This is a genomic window from Desulforhopalus sp. (assembly GCA_030247675.1).
GTDB lineage: Bacteria > Desulfobacterota > Desulfobulbia > Desulfobulbales > Desulfocapsaceae > Desulforhopalus_A.
Map to the genome: position 1 here is coordinate 972,572 of JAOTRX010000002.1, position 19,291 is coordinate 991,862.

Here is a 19,291-nt window from a genome sequence, read left to right on the forward strand (position 1 = left end):
ACCTACCTCAATTTTTCAATAGAATGATTCTCCACAATCCTTGCCTGATTCTCCAGGAGTTAATAAATTCCTTTGTTCGAGGTCAGCCTATGGTTAGAATATGCTAAACTCTTAATTGGAGGACGCATGAGCCCTGACAATAGTCTTCACAGGCAGGATGACGAAGCTCTTGCTGAAGCAATGGGATCTTTAGTAGAAAAAATGGACCGCTGGACGTCTGCGAAAGGAAATGAACCGGTCACCGTTTACCCTGCTTTGTCAATCTATCGGTACCAGGCTCCCACCGAGCTGACGAGCTACCTGCAGGAACCGAGCATTTGCCTGATCGCCCAGGGCCACAAACGCGTATTGCTCGGCGAAGATGAGTATTTTTATGACCAGGACCATTATCTGATAACATCCATTGATCTGCCGCTGGTCGCGCAGATTCTTGAAGCAAGCAGAGAAAAGCCCTACCTGGGTCTTACCCTGAAATTGGAAAAGAAGCATATCGCCCAGATGATGGTTGACAATGAGCTCTCGATTTCCCGGAGCAAAAATGAAAGCAGAGGCCTTGCTGTCAGCAGGATAACACTGCCAATGGTGCAGGCCTTTCTGCGCCTAATTGATCTGCTTGATCATCCGGACGACATCCCAGCCCTTGCCCCTCTTATGCAAAAAGAAATACTGTATCGCCTCCTCACGGGAGAACAAGGGCAGCGTTTGCGGCAAATCTCAATGGTTGACAGCCATAGCCACCAGATTGCCCGGGCCATCGACTGGTTGAAGGAGAATTACGATAAAACATTCAAGGTCGATGACCTGGCATCGCACACGGGAATGAGCACCTCAAGCCTCCATTATCATTTCCGCGCCATTACAGCTATGAGTCCGCTGCAGTTTCAGAAACGGCTGCGGCTGAACGAGGCCAGGCAACTCATGCTCATGGAACAGAAGGATGCGACGACAGCTGCGTTCGCAGTTGGCTACGAAAGCCCTTCCCAGTTCAGCCGTGAGTATAGCCGGCTTTTCGGTGCTCCGCCGTCTCGTGATATCAAACGACTCCTTGAGATTACGAGCAATTAGGTACTAACTCTTACTTCTTTTTCTTATGGCAAAACATAACGCCTGCGTTATTCCGCGCAGGCGTTATGCTGGTTTCCTTATTTCTGAGTTGCCTTGAGGTTTTCTTCAAAGAAGGATTGGAACTTATCAAAAGGAATCTTATCCATCCGGTCATACAGATCGACGTGGTTAGCACCAGGGACAATCAGAAGTTCCTTCGGCTCTGCCGCCGCTGCATAGGCTGTTTCGCTGAAATAACGCGAGTGGGCTTTTTCACCGTGGATCAGCAGGAGCGGTCGCGGTGATATTTCCTTGATATAGGTGAGGATCGGCATGTTCATAAAGGAGAGTGGGGTGGTCTGTGTCCACGCGTTACCAGAGTTAACTGAACGTTTATGATACCCGCGTGGCGTCATGTAATAGCCGTGATATTCCACGAGGAATTGCGCTTCGCCGCCTTTCAGCTCGTTGTAAGGAGATTGATACGCTGGCGTTCCATTTGCCGCATCCTTCCAGCGTTGCTCAGCCAGTTGTTCCAGCGTTTTTGTACGTTGTTCAAGGGTCACACTGTCGTTGTAGCCTTTGGACATGACGCGCGTCATATCGTACATGGTGCTGGCGACTACGGCTTTGATGCGCTTATCAACGGCGGCGGCGTTCAATGCCATGCCACCCCAGCCGCAAACACCGATGATGCCGATTCGTTCACGGTCAACGAAAGACTGCGTGCCAAGGAAATCTATCGCTGCGCTAAAATCTTCGGTATTGATGTCCGGCGAGGCGACGTTGCGGGGTTCGCCGCCACTTTCACCGGTATAGGATGGATCAAACGCCAGCGCGACGAATCCGCGCACCGCCATCGTTTGCGCATAGAGACCCGACGATTGTTCCTTGACTGCACCAAACGGGCCGCCGACGGCGATTGCCGCCAGCCGTTGGCCATCGCGGTTCTTCGGCAGATACAAGTCGGCGGCCAATGTGATGCCGTAACGGTTCTTGAAAGTAACTTTCTGGTGATCAACCTTCTCGCTCTTTGGGAAGGTTTTATCCCATTTGCTTTCAAGCGAAAGGTCTTTTGCTGACACAGGGGAGTTGGTCATGGTCAATGCTCCAATCATTGCGGCTATCAAGCCAATGGTTTTCCACGTATTCATAGTTGTATCTCCTTTGTTTGTAATTCATTCCAGTTCAAAACTGATTTGTACATCTTCAGAGCCAACGGCATCGGCAAGCCCGGAAGCATCATTGATGCGGCCAATTTTTGTGTAGCTGTAGGGTGTCGGGAAGCTCTTGTAGAAGAGTACCAGGGTGCGGGAACTCCAGATCATTAGATCGCCCGCCTGAATCATTTTCGGATTCGAATCTTTCGTAGGCAGTCTTTTGGGAAGATCAAATTTCTTTTCGTTGGCATGAAGATCACTCATATCCAGGGTTAGCGGCAACATTTCTTTGAATGCGGCTACCGTTGCATTGTCTTCCAACCTGGCCATGACAACTTTGTTTTCATTAATCGTAATTCTGAGTTCCATTTTTAGATTGCTCTCCTGAGCGTGGACCTGCCCGCTTAATAATAAAGCTATCAGGGCTACTATCGGAAATACGGCCTTTTTAAGTTGGCGCATGGCTTACTTCTCTTCTGACCAACCAAAATCTGTTGGGAAGCTTGAAAAGTGAGAAATTTCCTTCAAGATCATGGCTCGGAAGAATATTTTACCGCAGGCATATATATGATATTCCGATGATACATTCATGACAGTTCCCTCATGTGAGCTGAATGGTGGATATCCTTGATGGATGGTTCCACTATAGAGCCTGCATGGAGGTAACCGTTAGATCGATCCTACAGAGTTATTGCCTGATTCTCCAAAACCATGAAGTATAAGGATAGTTTTCTAAGGTTGTTGACGGTAAAGGCAACCAAGCAGCTTCAGCCAACACCATGGGAACCGGGAATGAGGTTAGATAACTAGGGGTGTCACTAGAGTGGCTTCACTAGGAAGAGCCGTATTTGGTGAGGCACATCACGGCAATCGAGATGAGCCCTGATGCGGGCGCAATCCACATATCATCGGTCAGCCACTTGAAGGGGTGGTTGAGGCCGACGAACGCCGACAGGATGCGAGATAGCCCGGAAGGTCAGGTGTGCGTACAGATAGCAGAAAGGTTCCAGCCTCGAAAAAGAAAACGTAGTTCTGATGACAAGATTTGTGCCGGCAACCGTATTCTGAGGAAAAACAGAATATTTTTAAGGTGTTCCCTTCCAACTTCAATGTCTGATATGAAAAGGTGTGTTGAGTAATATGGGTGGCGGTTGGAAGAGTAGAATCAACTTTTACAGTCAGCACGGTATTGTTGCTGATGTCTAGGTGGTTCCTATCCACAGGGACAGTAGAGCATAAAAGGACATTGACATATTAGACCGATTGGTCTAATGTATGACTCATGAAACGCATTCACAATAAAGAAGACATCATCCAGATTGGGCTCGACATCGTATTAAGCAGAGGTTTCAATGCTACCGGTGTAGAGGCGATCTTGAAGCAGGCAAACATCCCAAAGGGTTCATTTTACAACTTCTTTTCCAGCAAAGAAGAATTTGGGCTGGAAATAATCGACACATATGTTGCAGAAGTTGGTGAACTTTTCCAGACCATTTTCACGGATGAGTCTCTACCACCACTGGAGCGCATTAAAAAAAGCTTTGAGGCAAGAATTGCGAATTTTGAAAGCAATGACTGCACCAAAGGGTGTCTGCTCGGCAACCTGAGCCTGGAAATGTCCGACCGATACGAGAGTGTCCGGGAACGTCTTGTGCAAGGACTGCAACTTTGGACAAAGAATTTATCCGGTTTGCTTCTTCAGGCACAAAAGGAAAAAGCCATCCCTGCAGACATGAACGTGGACATGCTGGCGGAAAACCTGATCGCATCGTTCCAGGGAGCGCTGCTTTGCGCCAAGGTCAAAAAGTCTCTTGAACCATTGAGAAATTTTATTCACTTGTATTTCGATATATTCCTTGCGCAGAGGTAAGAAAACTCAATCACTGATGATGTTTTTTTGTGATAATTATTACGTAGACCAGTCTAGGCGCATTGCCGTCTGCACCAGGCCATTTTCTCTCGCATTATGAACGGATGAGCGGCTCGATAACCATGCTGATGAGGATCTCCATGAAAAAAAGTAATTTAAAGAAGTTTGCCGGTTTTTCGCCCAGGTATCGCATAGCGCTCTTCATCGGGACAGTGGTCGTCGGAGCAGTGGTTGCCATTGCCTACGGTGGTGTTTTGGGAAGAGAGGGAAAACTGTCTGTCGAGTCGGCCTCTCCCCGCCTGGTCCGATCTTTTACGGTGATGTCCATACAAGGCAGTGCCGCTGAATATACAGGAGTAATTCACGCTCGTACGGAAAGCCATCTTGGGTTTCGCGTACCCGGCAAAATAATCGAGAAACTGGTGAAAGACGGAGACCACGTCAAACGCGGACAGGCACTGATGCGGCTTGATCCGACAGACCTGAAACTTGCCGCCGCTGTCGCCCGGGAGGCAGTGGAAGCGGCCCGAGCCCAGAATAATCTCGCCCTGGCGGATGGCAGGCGCCTGCGTAAACTGGTCGCCATGGAAGCTGCATCCGTACAGGAATATGACCGGGCAAAATCGTCGGCGGACGCCACCACCGCCCAACTGAAAGCCGCCGTTGCCCACTCGGCGCAACTGGAAAACCAGGTGGACTATGCCGTTCTCAAGGCTGAGGCCGACGGCGTCATTATGGAAACACCGGCAGACGTCGGCCAGGTTGTAGGTGCGGGTACCGTAGTGATTCGTCTCGCCCATGACGGTGCGCGCGAAGCGGTTGTCAACCTTCCCGAGGGGGAGGCAAAGGTTGCAAAAAAGTTCAGGGCCGTCGCCAAGCTTTATGCCGATCAGGATCAAACCTTCCCAGCGCAGTTGCGCGAATTATCGGCAATGGCCGACCCTCTTACCCGGACCTATCAGGCGCGTTACACACTGAGTGGCGCAGGGGAAAACGCTCCTCTTGGCGCAACCGTGACGGTTCATCTGGATGGCAAGGAGACCGATGGCGCGGTGAAGCTGTATGAAATTCCCATCGGTGCATTGTACGACGGTGGCACGGGCACCAGCGTGTGGGTGGTAAAAAAGAATCCTGATACCTCAATCGTATCGCGCCAATCAGTCGAAGTCGCCAAGCTCGGCAGCGAAACGGCCCTGATCAGCAAAGGCCTCAAGCCGGGGGAACGGATTCTTGCCTTGGGGGCTCACCTTGTCACGGAAGGGGAACAGGTCAAAATCATTGCCGATCCGGCGCAGGAGCAAAAATTATGAGCCGTTTCAATCTATCCGCTTTTGCGGTACGTGAACGCGCCCTCACCCTGTTTGCGATTATTGCGATTATGGTCGCCGGGGGATATGCCTTCCTGCATCTGGGAAGAGGCGAGGACCCTGCATTTACCGTAAAGATCTTGACCGTGTCGGCGGTATGGCCGGGTGCAACCGCGGGGGAAATGCAGGAACAGGTGGGCGACCGGCTGGAAAAACGTCTCCAGGAACTTGAATTTTACGACCGGACGGAAACCTCCGCATATCCTGGAATGCTGACCATGAAGCTCTACCTGAAAGACTCCACGCCGCCCAAAGAGGTGCCGGATGAATTCTACCAGGCGAGAAAAAAACTAACGGATGAAAAAATACATCTGCCGCAAGGGGTGATCGGTCCCCTTGTCAATGACGAGTTTGCCGATGTGTATTTTGCCATGTATGCCTTGTCGGCAAAAGGTCTCCCCCACCGTCAGCTGGTGCTGGAAGCGGAAGCGCTTCGTCAGCGGCTTTCCCGGATAGACGGCGTGGAGAAAGTCTCTCTTCTCGGTGAACAGGACCCGAAAATCTATGTCGAGATTTCCTACAAAAGGTTGGCAACTCTTGGCGTCAAGGCAACTGACCTGTTTGACGCTCTGGCAACCCAAAACGATATGACCCCTTCGGGGTTTGTGGACACAGCCGGACCGCGTGTCTATCTGCGGCTTGATGGAACCATTGGCGGCGTTGAAGCAGTCAAGGCAATTCCCGTGGCAAGCGGCGGGAAATTACTTAAAATCGGCGATGTGGCCGAGGTCACCCGCGGTTACGAAGATCCGGCTACCAAAAAGATACGTCACCAGGGAGAGTCTTCGATCATCCTCGCCCTTGTCATGAAAAAAGGCTTCAACGGCCTGACCCTGGGCAAGTTGCTAAATGCCGAAGAAGCGGCGATTCATCAGGAACTTCCTCTTGGCCTTGCGTTGTCCAAGGTATCGGATCAGTCCCACGTCATTTCCGAGGCAATTGATGAGTTCATGCTCAAATTTGCGGTTGCGCTTGGTGTTGTCATCGTGGTGAGTCTTGCGACGCTGGGATTCCGTGTCGGGATCGTCGTGGCCGCGGCCGTGCCGCTTACCCTTGCCGCCGTGTTCGTGATCATGCTGTTTACCGGAAGGGATTTCGACAGGATTACCCTGGGGGCGCTGATTCTTTCCTTGGGGCTGTTGGTCGATGATGCGATCATCGCCATCGAGATGATGGTGGTCAAAATGGAAGAGGGCCTGGATCGCATCCAGGCTGCTACCTATGCCTGGACATCCACAGCCAGCCCCATGCTTTTCGGCACGCTGGTTACCATCGCCGGTTTCCTGCCGGTTGGTTTTGCCAGATCAACGGCAGGTGAATATGCGGGAGACATCTTCTGGGTCGTAGCATTCTCCCTCATCACCTCGTGGTTTGTCGCCGTGCTCTTTACCCCCTACCTGGGTGTCAAGCTTCTGCCTGACATTAAACCGATTGCCGGAGGGCACGACGCCATCTATGCAACTCCAAATTATCAACGGTTTCGCGGCATTGTACGGAAAGTCGTCGATTATAAATGGCTTGCAGCCGGGGTAACGATTGCTCTTTTTATCTTGTCTGTGGTCGGGATGGGATCGGTGGAGAAACAGTTTTTTCCCAACTCGGATCGCACCGAATTAACGATAGATGTCAACCTTCCTCCCGGCAGTGCCTTTGCGACGACCGAGAGATCAATCAAAAACATTGAAAAAACCATTATGGCCGAACCGGAGGCCCAGGCCGTCACCAGCTATATCGGCCAAGGCATGCCCCGCTTCATCTTGTCGTTGAATTCCGAACTGCCCAACCCGGCCTATGCCCAAATCGTCGTCGCAACCGAAAGCCCGGCGGCACGCGATGCACTGAAAAGCAAGCTTCGCGAGATCATTGCCCAGGGCGCGTTCCCGGAAGCACGTGTCCGGGTGAAACAGTTTGTCTTCGGCCCGCCTGTACCATTTCCGGTGCTCTTTCGGGTCATGGGGCCGGACGAAAACGAGTTGCGCCGGATTGCCCGTGAAACCCGGGCCATTATGGCTGAAAATCCGAATATGCGCGATGTGCATCTGGATTGGGGCGAACGGACGCAAAGCCTACGCCTGGTCCTCGACCAGGATCGCCTTCGCCTGCTCGGCCTCACCCCGCAAGAAACCGGGCTGCAATTACAGGCGATTTTGAATGGTGTGCCCACCACGCAGATGCGCGAAGGCATTCGCACGGTCGACGTGGTGGTTCGCGCTCCCGGCTCCGAGCGCCACAGTCTGGAAGATATCGAAAATATAACCTTAACCACCAGAGACGGGCGCTCGATCCCGCTGTCACAGATTGCCCATCTCGAATCCCGTATGGAGGATGGGCTGCTGAAACGCTACAACCGCGAATCGTATATCGCTGTTCAGGGGGATGTTGTCGATGGGGTCCAGCCTCCGGATGTAACGGCGCAGATTCTCCCCAAACTGACAAGCCTCAAAGCAGTGCTTCCCCCAGGATACCGCATAGAAACAGGTGGTTCCGTGGAAGAAAGCAAAAAGGCCGATACGGCACTGGGGCTGCTTTTCCCGCCGATGGCGCTCCTGATGCTGATCTTCATCATGCTTCAGGTCCGCTCATTCGCCACGATGTTCATGGTGTTCGCCACGGCGCCTCTCGGCTTGGTTGGAGCCGTGCCCACCTTGCTCATTTTTCACCAGGCTTTCGGTTTCAACGCCATTCTGGGATTGATTGGCCTTGCGGGGATCATCATGCGTAACACCCTGATTCTCGTCGATCAGATTCGTCACGATCAGGCAGCGGGACTCAGTGACTACGAGGCCATTGTCGAATCCACCGTCCGTCGCGCACGCCCGGTGGTGCTCACCGCCGTGGCCGCGATGTTTGCCTTTATTCCCCTGACTTTTTCCAGTTTCTGGGGACAACTGGCCTATGTGTTGATCGGCGGAGTCGGAGTCGGAACGATTCTGACCCTGCTCTTTTTGCCGGCTCTTTATGCAATCTGGTTCAAAGTGAAGCAGCCCCTCACCGTTGCTGAAGAAGGAGTCTGGACATGTTCCGCGGAATTGCAATCCTGAGTATCGCTTACGAGCTGCGACTCAGATTTTAAAATAAAAACAGTATATTGCGAGGGAGAATGAAATGGGAGATCTTCTGAAAATTGAAGGACAAATAGAATTCGATGTAGTGGAACACGTGGCTGAGCGGGTTGTTTCCGAAATGCCCATTCAGCCCGGTGTAATGAATCCATATGGTGTTGTTCATGCGGGGGCAATCCTATGGTTGGCGGATGTCACCGCCACCATATTGGCACTGGGCTCATCATCCTTTCCCACGGAAGGCATGTCGGGCTTTCCGCTTGCCATAACGCTGAACGCGAACTTTATCAGCAACCAGAAGGAGGGGACGTTCAGGGCAGTCGCTTCTTTCGTAAAGAAGGGAAAAAAGGTCAATGTCGTGCGAACGATCGTCTACGGCAAGAAAGACCGTTTGATTGCCGATGTGACTACGAACCATGTGCCGGCAAAGTGAAACGAGAAGTCCCTGAAACTACCGGCAGCTGGTAACTGCTCGATTAAAGCAGAGTGTATCAAAGAGGCGTATTCTTTATAAAAATTAAGGAGAATAGGATCGAACCAGAATGGAGACCTCAGGATTTGGTGGCCACAGAAAAATCTATGCCGATCTTCTCAAGCGTTTGGCAAGTGCGGATATTGCCAGATTAGCCGGACATCTCAATCTGCCGATTAACAATACCGGGGAAGCCGAGATTCCATTTTTGGGTCAAACGTACCTGATATCCAACCAAGGTGTTCGGAGAAGGGACCAAAGAAGTTTCCCGCAGACCACGGGAAGTGTTTTGATCCACTATTTACTGGCAGGCAGCAGCAGTCGTCCAGCGGGGAAGTTTGTTCCCTTGGCAGAGTTGGCCGGGCCATTATTCAAACAAAGCAGTTATTCCCAAGGTGCCTTAGAAGGCCCTTTAATTAAACGATTCCAGGGACGCATTCCAGAATTTCTATCGATTGCGGAATCTATCGGTGGCCTGCAGGGGGGCCTTTCCGGATTAGGTTCCGTAAGCGTTATTTTTGATGTACTGCCCAGCATATTACTGCAGCTTATCTTCTACGATAAAGACGATGAGTTTCCTGCCCGCGCAACCGTGCTGCTGGATGCTAACGCAACGCAACTCATCGATTTTGAATCCCTGGCAGTCTTGGTAACGATATTTGTTCGATTTTTGACAGAAACTGAAGGTTCCCGTTTATCAAAAACACAGTTGGAGGGTTATGTGGGATCGCCTTCACCCGACAATGGAAAATATCCTATAAATTCTGTGAGATGCCTACAAAAAACCGAAAAACCGGGACAGAATTTTAAAGACGGCCTTTCACCGAGTGAGTATCGAAGTAGATTTACCGGTGATGATGACCTAGCATCCAGCGATCATTGAGATATCCTTCGGCAAGCTCATAGTATATGCAGGGGCCGATAGCAGAGGTTCTTCCTGTGATGTCCGGATCACTGAGTCAAGCAAGATCAGATTCAAAAGATTGTTGAAAACTGCTCCATTTTTCATCATTCCATTGGGCTGATACTTGCAAATCGGACCTTGAAAGCTGAATAGACCTCCAGGTTGTCAAAAGCGATCAAACCCGAAAAACAGAGCCTGCCTGATCGTAGCTCAAATTACACAAGGTTTTCTGCAGAAAGACGCGATACAGGAAGGGTGTACGCCGCAGCAGGGCGTCCCTTGGCGAGGGTGGCAGCGGCGGGACGGTTGGATTCAGCCTTTGCTGCACTCACCTTCTGAGTCGAAGTTGTACTGGCTTGCCCTAATTGTTCCAATCGGGCGGTGGTGTTCTGCAGGAGGTTGGTCAGCCGGCCGGAAATTTCATTTGAGTATTCATGGACCTTGGCGGCGAGGGTGCGGTTGGTAGCGGCGTCATTGCTGACTTCGGCAATGCTCATCGAGACCTTGCGGGTGTTTTCCGAGGTGCGAGCGGCCAGGTCGGCGATGGTGTCGGTTACCGCTTTTTGTTTGGCAACCGCCCCGGCGATATTGCCGGTTCGATCATTGAGGGCCTGCATTCGTAGGTCAATTTCCTGTAAATGGGTGAACAGCACGGAGCGTGCTTTCTCAATAGCCTCGACCTTCTTCAGGGCGTCACCTGTTGCCTGTTGCGTTTTCAGAGATAATTGTTTTATCTCACCAGCCACCACGGCAAATCCTTGTCCGGCGGCTCCTGCTCTCGCGGCCTCAATTGTAGCATTGAGCGCAAGCAGTTTCGTCTGGTCGGTTATCTCCTCGACTGAGGCGATTATGCTGCCGATGGCTCTGACGGAGGTGTTCAGCTCAGCAATATGCTGCCGGGACCTGTCATTGCTTTCAAGGATTGAAGCGACAATACCGTTCTGGTCCTGGATCTGCGCATTGATGCCCTGAAAGGCCGACTGCAGACAAACCGTCGAGGCTGAGACGTCGTCGGTGTGTTTGGCTGTTTCGCCTGCTCGCAGCGACACGGTTTCTGCCCGACTTTCCGTGAAACTTGCCAATTCTTGCAAAGAATTGGCCGTGTCCACCAGCTCTTTGGCGCGGCCATCGAGGGTGTTGACAACCTCGGTAATGGTCGCAAACATCTCATCAACCAGCACCTTCTCGTGGGCCTTGCGCTCGTTTTCATGTCTGATTTTCAGCAGTGCCTCACGAAAATTACTGATTGCTTCTGATAAGACGCCGATCTGGTCCTGGCGGTCCTTGTAGGGCATGTCCGGGGATTTGCCGGAATTGATGGCGTCAAGCGTGTCCGTCAGGGTATGCAGCGGTTTTTCGACGATAATTCGCACCAAGAAAAACAGGACAATCATGTTGGCGAAGACGGCAAGACCTGCCATGATAAGGGAAAATTGCCGCTGCTCGTGACGAAGCGCGGTAAGATCCTGCTCCATGGTGCTGATTTCTTCAACATGTTGGAGGATTTCGTTGCGGGTGGTCTCGGCGGCCAGGCCGGCATCGGCCATTTTCGCACTAAGCTCAGTTATTTTTTGCCTGAGGTCGGCGCCGCTTGCTGATTTCGCAACAACCGCATCGAGTATCGTCCGCAGTCTTTGGCCGTCTTCGACGGGATTACTGCCGGCAAGGGTCAGGTATTCGACTGCGTCTTGAAAATTGCCCTTGCCGTCAAAGATACCCAAGGCCAATCTCAGGGCCTTGTCCTTGTTGGTCTGGATGATGAAATTGTTTTTGGCAAGGTTCCGCCGTTCATCACGATTAAAGAGATGGCTATAGGCCTCTCGTCCCTTGAGAATTTGTCGGTCGGTTATCTGAAAGACCTCTTCCACTGCTTCAATGATGGCAATTTTGGGATCTATCCTGAAGAAGTTGGGGAGGGAGAGGAACTCGTCCTGCAGTTTGACGATCGCCATGCGCAGATTGGCGCTCAAATTCTCTTTGATGGCAAGCACCTCGTTGACTTTTTCGGCAACGGTGGCAGTCGATTGCAAGTGCACATACAGCAGTGCGCCGATGAATAGATTGGATGCCAGGGCCACGCCCACCAGGATCTTGACTCCGACGCTGGCCAGTCGGGTCCGGGCCTTTTTGATGATTGCCATTGTTGCTCCAGGATTTGAAAAATATGAAAAGTATAAGTCCGGCATTAACGCTTGCCCGGTTCAGGTGTCCGACGGTCGCGGACAATTACCGATCCCGGAATTTCCTTGGCCCTCTTTTTCAGGTCAGTGGCAATTGAAGACACCTCGGCAAAGGAATTGATACGGTGGATTTCGGTGCTGACGATGCCGATCGACAGGGACAGCAAGTTGAATTGCTGCTTGTTGCCCTGGCGATCAAGGCTTGAATACGAACCTTCGCGGCACTCCTCCGGGGAATGGAAGAGACAGAGCTTTTCCGTGAACCGGTCGATGAGATATTGACAAACCGTGGTTGAATTCTTCGGTCTGGTGATAAGAATGAAGTCATCGCCGCCGATATGGCCGGCAAAACCAACAGACTGTCCCTCCCATTTCGCCAGGGCCTCAACCATCAGGTCGCCGACCGCCTTAATGACCCGGTCGCCCATTTCAAAGCCGTGGCAGTCATTAAAGGGTTTGAAGCTGTCTAGATCGATGTAGCAGACATCAAAATGGATCGACTGGGAAAGCATCTTGGCGATTTTCCGCTGGATGTATTCATTACCGGGCAAGCCGGTCAAAGGGTTGGCGCCGCGGGCGAGCATCATGCTGTTTTCCGTGACGGCATTGAGGATGGCGCTGACCGCGACAATGCCGATGTACTTGCCGCTGCGGGTGATGCAGATATCATCATAGACCGAGATCCGGCTGCGCAGATGAATCTTTCTGGCGACGTCTTCTACCGATAAAAAATGGGGGACCTCAAGGAAATCATCTTCAAGGATTTCTTCTATCTTTTTGTAGTAGTTGAGACTGAGGCCATAGCCAAATCGCCCGACCATATGGGTTTCCATGAACCGGCGCCGGCTGAGCAAGCCGCACAACTGGCCCTTGTTGACCACCGGCAGGCACAACATATCGGGATTATCGTTGAATATGTCCAGGGCCTCAAGGATGCGGTCCGAGGCGGCAAGAGGCGCAACATATGTCGATATGTCGCCGACGCACATGATTTCATCAAAGAGGTTCGTCGCCGATTTTTGCGGCTTGGCCTGCAAGGGAATATCCAGCTTGTCATAGGTGATGAGTTCCGCCGCAGGCCTTGCAAGGAGATATCCCTGCGCCAGATCGATACCAATGTCCCGGCATATCCGCAGATCCTTGGGAGTTTCAATGCCTTCGGCGATGACCTCAATACCAATGCGGTGGCAGGCTGTGGCGATGGAGTCGATGAGGTTGAAGTTGATGCTGCATTTCTGTCTTTCCTTGAAAAAATGCCGATCGATTTTGACAAAATCCGGCTCAAGGACGGAAAGCATCTTCAGCCCGCCATAGCCGGCTCCAAAGTCATCGATGGCGATGCGAAAACCTTTTTTGCGATAATGATCTATCGCCTGGCGGAACAGATTGTAGTTGGACACCGCTTCATGCTCGGTGATCTCCAGGACGATGTTATGTAGTGGGATGCCGTACTTATGCGCCAGCATCCCCGTCGTTCCGGCACTGTGGTCGGGGTGGAGCAGGCTGGTTGGGCAGATATTGATAAAAAGCAGGGCATTCTTGTCATTTAAGCCCTGGCTTGCTGCTAAGCCCATGGCGTTTTGCCGGCAGCGCATATCGAGGGGGAGTATCTTGTCGGAAACGGCCGCCTGGAGAAAAAGGTCCTCAATAGTATCAAAGGGGTTTGGCCCGACGGTGCGACACAGGGCTTCATAGGCGAAGATACCCGCTTGCGGCAGGTTGATGATGGGCTGGAAATGGCAGGTAAGCCCATTCTTGTCAAGAAGAGCAGACAGTGTTTCGTCAACTAATCGCCTGTGGGTCGGGGCTTTTTCCGACATATCCGCTTGCATCCGGGGGAATTGATCGGTGAGTTGCATAACAAACATGGGTATCCTTTGAGGGTAAAATCAATGAGATCTGTATATTGAAACCTGATCACCTGGGAGAAGGCGTTCTCCTGCCATACAAAAAACCGCCAATGACTGCGGTTGCCGGGGCGACGAGGACGACCCCGAAACTGCCGACCAGGGTATGGAGGATCTCGGCGGCCACGTAGGTAAGGTTGAGGATATTGATAATCGGTGTTCCCTGGGCCATGAACACCAGAAGGAGGGCGGTGTAGCCGCCGGAATAGGCAAGGAGTAAGGTAGTGGTCATGGTACCGATAACGGCGCGGCCGACCTTCATCCCCGAGGCAATGAGGGCGGTCCGGGACAGGCTGGGGTCGGCAAGATGGACCTCCTCTATCGAGGCGGCTACGTCCATGGCCACGTCCATAACCGCCCCGGAAGAGGCGATGAAGATGCCGGCGAAAAAGATCTTGGTAAGATCGAGGAACTCATAGCCGGAGTACAATAAGGTCTCGGAAAACGGCCGCACCGCTCCATGAATATGGAAGGCGTAGCCAAAGACCACTGCCAGCACGCAGGTACTGCCGATGCCGACGGCGGCGCCAAGAAAGGCTGCGCTTCCTCTGCGGGTCAAACCGCCAACGAGAAAGATGATGACGGCGGTTATACTCATGGTGACGCCAAGAGATAAAAACACCGGTTCGTAGCCTTTCAGAAACAGCGGCAGTAGTACCTTCCAGACCATGAAGATGCTGAAGACAAAGGACACCAGGGCTTTGGCCCCGGTCATCCCGGCAAAGATCAGGAGGATGCAGGCAAATAGGGCGAAGAGCAGTGCCTCGACATACAGCCGGTAATGGTCGATGACGTTGGCATAGGCGATCTTGCCGGTCGCCGGGTTGACATCAAGGCCGACCAGTGCGGTATCGCCTGGCCGGAAGAACTTATCCATTTCCAGCTTGCCGACGAGGGTATTAGAGCCATCGACCTCGGTCCCGGCGTAGGGTCCGTCCAAAACCCGAATTTTGGTGAGCTGTGCCCCTACACTGATAAAACCAATCTGCTTCACGCCGTGATTATCGACGCTGAGAATCTCTGCCCGGGCCATGACTCCATGCACCGACGGCCTCTCAAAGCCGCTGGGCATGCAGATCAGGACAAGAGTCAGGCATCCTACGACGATGGTAAAAATCGTATCTCGGGACAGCCTGGCAGCGGGTGCTAGCGGTGTAACCAGTCCGGATATTCTCCGGAAAAAGTGAAGGGCTTGTTCCATTGCCAGGTGTTCCAATTCAATATCAGTAACTTAAGCCAGTAATTGAAGGTGCATGGAATGCACCCTACGCGTAACCCCAAACCATTGTGGCAGGGTATGGTGGACTCCGTACACCTTCAAGTGCTGAATTTTCTATTTCGCTGCCACGGTTACCGGTACCGGCAATTCCATGGCTTTACTGAGTTTCTTGAAGATATCGGTGTTATCGTAATAGCCGGCAAACAGGTTTTCTCCCGGCCCTCTGGCAAAGGTGGCAACCGGCACACCGGTGTGGGAATAGGAGGTCCAGCCGATCCCTGCCTGTTGATTGAGAATATGGGTGAGAGCGACGGTCAGGGGTTCATAGCTGCCATAGAGATTGTAAATATTTTCCTGGGCGACACGCTCGACCTCGCCACCGAGGCTGCGGCGGAAGGCCCGGTCCAGGAGTTCCTTGTCGGCATCGTGTAATTCTTTGTATTTAATGCCGAAATACTTTTCCACATCGGCTGTTATGTCTTCGATCTTGGCCGTGTCTTTGCTGTGAGTCTTCTTGTACGGAGCCAGGACCTTATCATTGAAGGCAATGTATGAGCCTTTCTGCAGGGCAATTTTGTCAAAGAATGTCGAATACTTGGTGCCGGAGAAGCCGATGGTCATGCCGCCGGTTTCATGGTCTCCGGTAACGACGATCAGGGTCTCGTTCGGATGGGCATCGGCAAACTGCACCGCCTGGACCACCGCATCATCCAAGGCCAGGGTGTCTTTGATGGCGGCGGAGGCATCATTGGCATGGCAGGCCCAGTCGATCTTGCCACCCTCGATCACCATGAAGAAACCTTTGGGATTATCCAAAAGTTCAATGCCCTTGCGGGTATAATCGGCGAGGCTGAGGTCGTCCTTGCTCCGGTCCATTTCATAGGAAAGTGCCGATTCGTCCTGGAGGACCTTGTTATGGGCCAGGACCTTGCCGACCCCGGGTTTTAATGCCTCGAATGTCGCCTTATCGCTAACCACGGTGAAACCATTTTTGCGGGCGAGATCGAAGACATCGGCGTCACCATCTTTTTTACCCTTCTGGGTCAGACCGCCACCGCCGAAATAATCAAAAGAAGACCCGGCAAGCTGGACATCGATGCTGTACATCTCGCCCCGTGAGGCAACCTTGGCGTAGGTGGCCGCCGGAGTGGCGTGGTCGAGAGACACCGAACTGACGACCCCGACCTTATAGCCGCCTTCTTTTGCGTATTCTGCAATGGTTTTATATTTCTCGGTCTTCTTAGTGTCCATATTAATGACGCCGGAAAGTGTCTTGTGGCCGGTCATCATGGCGGTCATCGCTGAGGCCGAATCGGTGATAAAGGAACCGGCATCATAGGTGGTGGTCAGGCCGCTGGTTGGAAACTGGGTAAAGGACAGTCGTGCGACCTTGATGTCGGAGTTGGCTGAGGCATTTTTGTAGATTTCGGCGGCGTTCACCTGCGGTATGGCCATGCCGTCACCGACAAAGAAAAATACATATTTAGCCCGGCTTCCATGGCCCTGCCCGGTGTCGCCATTGGCCACCAGCGGGGTGGTGAGGGTAAGGATGAGGGCAGTTGCACCAAGGCTTGCGAGATAACGTCTCCGGTTACTGTTCATTATATTCTCCTGGATCTGCAAAAAGTGGTTTTTGTTGAAGGTCAAACCGTCGCATCCCTTGGTTTATACCTCAAGGGCATGAGTTTCGTTTGAGCAGACAAGCTGCTCAACTCAGCTATATACCGCTAGGGCATACAATTTCGGTTAAGAAGACAAGCAGCTCAACTGAGCTTTAATCTGTTTTGCCGAGGAGATACGCAGTGCGCCGGTTGAGTTCTTCAAAGATGATTCGCTGCACGGCATTGACCCTGAAAAGCATGGTCTTCAGATCTTCATAGGTGTTGAAATCGGCTGTTTGCCTTTCTAGCTGGTAGATCTCTTGTTTTAAGGTCTCGACATTTGCAACTGCCTGGGTTTGCATGGCGTGTTCTCCTAAGGGAATTTTTTCTCTACATCATCCAGTTGATGCCTTTATTTACAGGAGAAATATTGGTGTTTGGTTACAAGTCAGTTAGGTCTCTATTGGCACAACGGTAACAATTGAGATCCGGTATGACGGGCTGTGTTTGGGCTCTGATCATTTCTGACAGCCGCAAGGTATGCACGGCTATCAGTGTCTGGATCGAATGAAGGTGTCAGTCCAAAGGAATCATTCCAAGTGGAGCTATTGGGGACAGTTTTTTGGGGTAGATATTACTTGGTGCAGTGTTTGGAACAGGTCAGGAAGACACTCAATTTATGCAATTCATTTTCAATTGAGCATCGCCAGTTATATTCTCAATATGAGATGCGTATGAGAATTTTGAATGATATGAAGTTGCTTTATATTTTCAGAAATACAGCACTTTAACGCCATACCTTCTGCCAATCCGCAAATTCCAACGGGCGTAATCCGTAACGGGCAAAATTCCCCTCATGCAGATTGCTCAGCTCCGTTTCGACCACTTCAATAAAACGTGACTGATCGCTGGGTGGGAGCGCTATTTCTGACCGCCTTGCTATCCAGTGCGCGGCGTTTCGCTTATCCATGCAACCACGCACCACCTCGGCCACGAGCTTTTTTATCTGCTGCCGGTATCGTAACCTGAAAGGATCGGGCTCGCCGAGAGACTGTCGAATAGCAGAATAACGCGCACATGATCGTTCATAGGCCCAGAAAAAGATACCACGCAGGAGCTCCACCCGGTTCAACTCATAAACAGCCACGGTGCCGTCAATGTAGGCCCGATCCGGAACATCAAGGAATGAGAGAGGACAGAGATTCCGGCGGACCAATGGGATATTGGCGGCAAGCCGCGAAACACGTTTATTTACATCCACAAACGGCTGCAGATAGGGTAGGTGTACCATCGAAAAAAAGGCCTGTTCGAACGGATCCTCTATTTCTGACGCAAGGGTAAGGAATTGCCCAAAACATTCATCTATCAGTTGCGGTATCTCCAGAGTGTGATACACAGACCCTCCGATCATTACCGGGATTGTTCTCAATCGGCCACATGCCCGTGGATCTGCCAGAAGATTGTTGGACAGCAAGGCATGCAGGCTAAGAATGGTGTATTTGTTGAATCCCACCTCGGCGGCCTGCTCCACTAAAAATTCGATGGCGTCCTTGTGGTTCAGGAGCATCTGCGTTTCCATTACATTTTTGCCTTCTGCTGCCTCGCCTTGCTCAAGGAGGCGTTCAGTCTCTAAAAGCGAATAGGTATTCCCTTCCAATCGGCTGGAATTCCATGAAAGGTCAACTAATAAGCGATTAAAGATCTGCCGGGCATAGGTTCCAGCAATCCGCTGCTCTTCCGGCGAACGCCCAATCTCACAAAGCCTCTGCCGAGTTTCCACAGGAAGATAGAATGTGCTGTTCGGCCGGTATGAATCAAGAAAGGTGCGATTATATCCAACAGGCTGACGGCCTTGGATAGGCTTGCGAACAGCCTTTTTGCCCTCCTCTCCTTCTGGTGAGAGTGGAATAGAGACATCTCCGCCTGCGACGGAAATATCGGGTTCTTCTCTTGGATTTGCCTTATCGGTGGTTCCAGGCAAATGATATCGACTGGCTCTCGCCTGACCTTCCTTTTTGAGGCGCTTTTGCTCTACCAGTAATGCCAGACGCCTCTGCAAGGTCCGACGAGGCACTCTGCCCTCAAGCGCGGAATAGATTTCTTCAATGCCAGCTCCGCTAGTGAAGATGCCCACCGCTTTTACAATGTTTTCCAGGTCGTTTTGGGAGATATGTTTTGGCATAGTGCGTTTATTATGGCGCGATTATTGGAATCGCGCCATAATAAATCGTTCTTCTGGCGCAAAAAAAACTATCGTGCCACTTAATTTGGCGCAATTTCCATCGCGAATCCGTATTCTTCATTCTGTCTTATGTACTTGAAAGCTTCATGTGCCGTCCACGATAGTCCGGAAATAAGGTCAATTTAGTACACCATTTAATGGGCTTAGATTGCCAGTGCAAAAATCCTGCTTTGGCTACTTAATCATGCTACCTCATCAATCACGGGTTTTTAGGAAAGTGGGGTGACTATTGCTTTATTTGCTTGCATTGTTGTATAATGCAA

Annotated in this window: 14 protein-coding genes; 6 read left to right on the top strand and 8 right to left on the bottom strand. The window is 51.6% G+C overall.

Translation table 11 applies throughout. The features are described from left to right. Positions 1 to 126 precede the first annotated feature (126 nt). A complete protein-coding gene (locus OEL83_04240) occupies positions 127 to 1,065 on the top strand; it encodes an AraC family transcriptional regulator (protein MDK9706240.1) in 939 nt (312 codons plus the stop codon). Positions 1,066 to 1,142: 77 nt separating this feature from the next. Here the strand turns inward: OEL83_04240 and OEL83_04245 are convergent, their stop codons facing one another. Together OEL83_04245 and OEL83_04250 are read right to left on the bottom strand one after the other, a co-directional pair. After that, positions 1,143 to 2,198: an alpha/beta hydrolase gene (locus OEL83_04245; GenBank protein ID MDK9706241.1), complete on the bottom strand. Its 1,056-nt coding sequence runs from the start codon at positions 2,196 to 2,198 to the stop codon at positions 1,143 to 1,145. 24 nt (positions 2,199 to 2,222) lie between these two features. Next, positions 2,223 to 2,666, bottom strand: a complete 444-nt coding sequence (locus OEL83_04250) for a cyclophilin-like fold protein (GenBank protein ID MDK9706242.1) — start codon at positions 2,664 to 2,666, stop codon at positions 2,223 to 2,225. An 820-nt stretch (positions 2,667 to 3,486) separates the two neighbouring features. Here OEL83_04250 and OEL83_04255 point away from each other — a divergent pair. From OEL83_04255 to OEL83_04275, 5 genes are all read left to right on the top strand, one after another. Continuing rightward, on the top strand, positions 3,487 to 4,074 hold the full coding sequence (locus tag OEL83_04255) for a TetR/AcrR family transcriptional regulator (protein ID MDK9706243.1): 588 nt from the start codon (positions 3,487 to 3,489) through the stop codon (positions 4,072 to 4,074). Positions 4,075 to 4,214: 140 nt separating this feature from the next. Then, positions 4,215 to 5,384: an efflux RND transporter periplasmic adaptor subunit gene (locus tag OEL83_04260; GenBank protein MDK9706244.1), complete on the top strand. Its 1,170-nt coding sequence runs from the start codon at positions 4,215 to 4,217 to the stop codon at positions 5,382 to 5,384. Further along, positions 5,381 to 8,482: an efflux RND transporter permease subunit gene (locus tag OEL83_04265; GenBank protein MDK9706245.1), complete on the top strand. Its 3,102-nt coding sequence runs from the start codon at positions 5,381 to 5,383 to the stop codon at positions 8,480 to 8,482. Before OEL83_04260 ends, OEL83_04265 begins: the two co-directional genes overlap by 4 nt. 64 nt (positions 8,483 to 8,546) lie before the next feature. Continuing rightward, positions 8,547 to 8,936 carry a PaaI family thioesterase gene (locus OEL83_04270; GenBank protein MDK9706246.1) on the top strand — a complete coding sequence of 130 codons (390 nt, stop codon included), beginning with the start codon at positions 8,547 to 8,549 and terminating at the stop codon, positions 8,934 to 8,936. Positions 8,937 to 9,045: 109 nt separating this feature from the next. After that, on the top strand, positions 9,046 to 9,858 hold the full coding sequence (locus OEL83_04275; GenBank protein MDK9706247.1) for a DUF3786 domain-containing protein: 813 nt from the start codon (positions 9,046 to 9,048) through the stop codon (positions 9,856 to 9,858). A gap of 236 nt (positions 9,859 to 10,094) precedes the next feature. On the opposite strand, the gene OEL83_04280 is transcribed toward OEL83_04275, so the two are convergent. The 6 genes from OEL83_04280 to OEL83_04305 all read right to left on the bottom strand — a co-directional run bounded on the left by OEL83_04280 (position 10,095) and on the right by OEL83_04305 (position 18,968). Continuing rightward, positions 10,095 to 12,020 (bottom strand): methyl-accepting chemotaxis protein, encoded by a 1,926-nt coding sequence (locus OEL83_04280; protein ID MDK9706248.1) that lies wholly within the window; start codon positions 12,018 to 12,020, stop codon positions 10,095 to 10,097. 44 nt (positions 12,021 to 12,064) lie between these two features. Then, positions 12,065 to 13,927: an EAL and GGDEF domain-containing protein gene (locus tag OEL83_04285; GenBank protein ID MDK9706249.1), complete on the bottom strand. Its 1,863-nt coding sequence runs from the start codon at positions 13,925 to 13,927 to the stop codon at positions 12,065 to 12,067. 49 nt (positions 13,928 to 13,976) lie between these two features. Further along, positions 13,977 to 15,167, bottom strand: a complete 1,191-nt coding sequence (locus OEL83_04290) for a YibE/F family protein (GenBank protein ID MDK9706250.1) — start codon at positions 15,165 to 15,167, stop codon at positions 13,977 to 13,979. Positions 15,168 to 15,299: 132 nt separating this feature from the next. Continuing rightward, positions 15,300 to 16,787 carry an alkaline phosphatase gene (locus tag OEL83_04295; GenBank protein MDK9706251.1) on the bottom strand — a complete coding sequence of 496 codons (1,488 nt, stop codon included), beginning with the start codon at positions 16,785 to 16,787 and terminating at the stop codon, positions 15,300 to 15,302. Positions 16,788 to 16,959: 172 nt separating this feature from the next. Beyond that, a complete protein-coding gene (locus OEL83_04300; protein ID MDK9706252.1) occupies positions 16,960 to 17,148 on the bottom strand; it encodes a hypothetical protein in 189 nt (62 codons plus the stop codon). 425 nt (positions 17,149 to 17,573) lie between these two features. Further along, positions 17,574 to 18,968, bottom strand: coding sequence for a Fic family protein (locus tag OEL83_04305; GenBank protein ID MDK9706253.1), 1,395 nt, complete (start codon positions 18,966 to 18,968; stop codon positions 17,574 to 17,576). Between the last annotated feature and the right edge of the window lie 323 nt (positions 18,969 to 19,291).

Coding starts and splice junctions, on each gene's coding strand:
- OEL83_04305 (MDK9706253.1), bottom strand. CDS start 18,968: ATGCCAAAACATATCTCCCAAAACGACCTGGAAAACATTGTAAAAGCG.
- OEL83_04260 (MDK9706244.1), top strand. CDS start 4,215: ATGAAAAAAAGTAATTTAAAGAAGTTTGCCGGTTTTTCGCCCAGGTAT.
- OEL83_04280 (MDK9706248.1), bottom strand. CDS start 12,020: ATGGCAATCATCAAAAAGGCCCGGACCCGACTGGCCAGCGTCGGAGTC.
- OEL83_04250 (MDK9706242.1), bottom strand. CDS start 2,666: ATGCGCCAACTTAAAAAGGCCGTATTTCCGATAGTAGCCCTGATAGCT.
- OEL83_04285 (MDK9706249.1), bottom strand. CDS start 13,927: ATGTTTGTTATGCAACTCACCGATCAATTCCCCCGGATGCAAGCGGAT.
- OEL83_04300 (MDK9706252.1), bottom strand. CDS start 17,148: ATGCAAACCCAGGCAGTTGCAAATGTCGAGACCTTAAAACAAGAGATC.
- OEL83_04290 (MDK9706250.1), bottom strand. CDS start 15,167: ATGGAACAAGCCCTTCACTTTTTCCGGAGAATATCCGGACTGGTTACA.
- OEL83_04295 (MDK9706251.1), bottom strand. CDS start 16,787: ATGAACAGTAACCGGAGACGTTATCTCGCAAGCCTTGGTGCAACTGCC.
- OEL83_04275 (MDK9706247.1), top strand. CDS start 9,046: ATGGAGACCTCAGGATTTGGTGGCCACAGAAAAATCTATGCCGATCTT.
- OEL83_04240 (MDK9706240.1), top strand. CDS start 127: ATGAGCCCTGACAATAGTCTTCACAGGCAGGATGACGAAGCTCTTGCT.
- OEL83_04255 (MDK9706243.1), top strand. CDS start 3,487: ATGAAACGCATTCACAATAAAGAAGACATCATCCAGATTGGGCTCGAC.
- OEL83_04270 (MDK9706246.1), top strand. CDS start 8,547: ATGGGAGATCTTCTGAAAATTGAAGGACAAATAGAATTCGATGTAGTG.
- OEL83_04265 (MDK9706245.1), top strand. CDS start 5,381: ATGAGCCGTTTCAATCTATCCGCTTTTGCGGTACGTGAACGCGCCCTC.
- OEL83_04245 (MDK9706241.1), bottom strand. CDS start 2,198: ATGAATACGTGGAAAACCATTGGCTTGATAGCCGCAATGATTGGAGCA.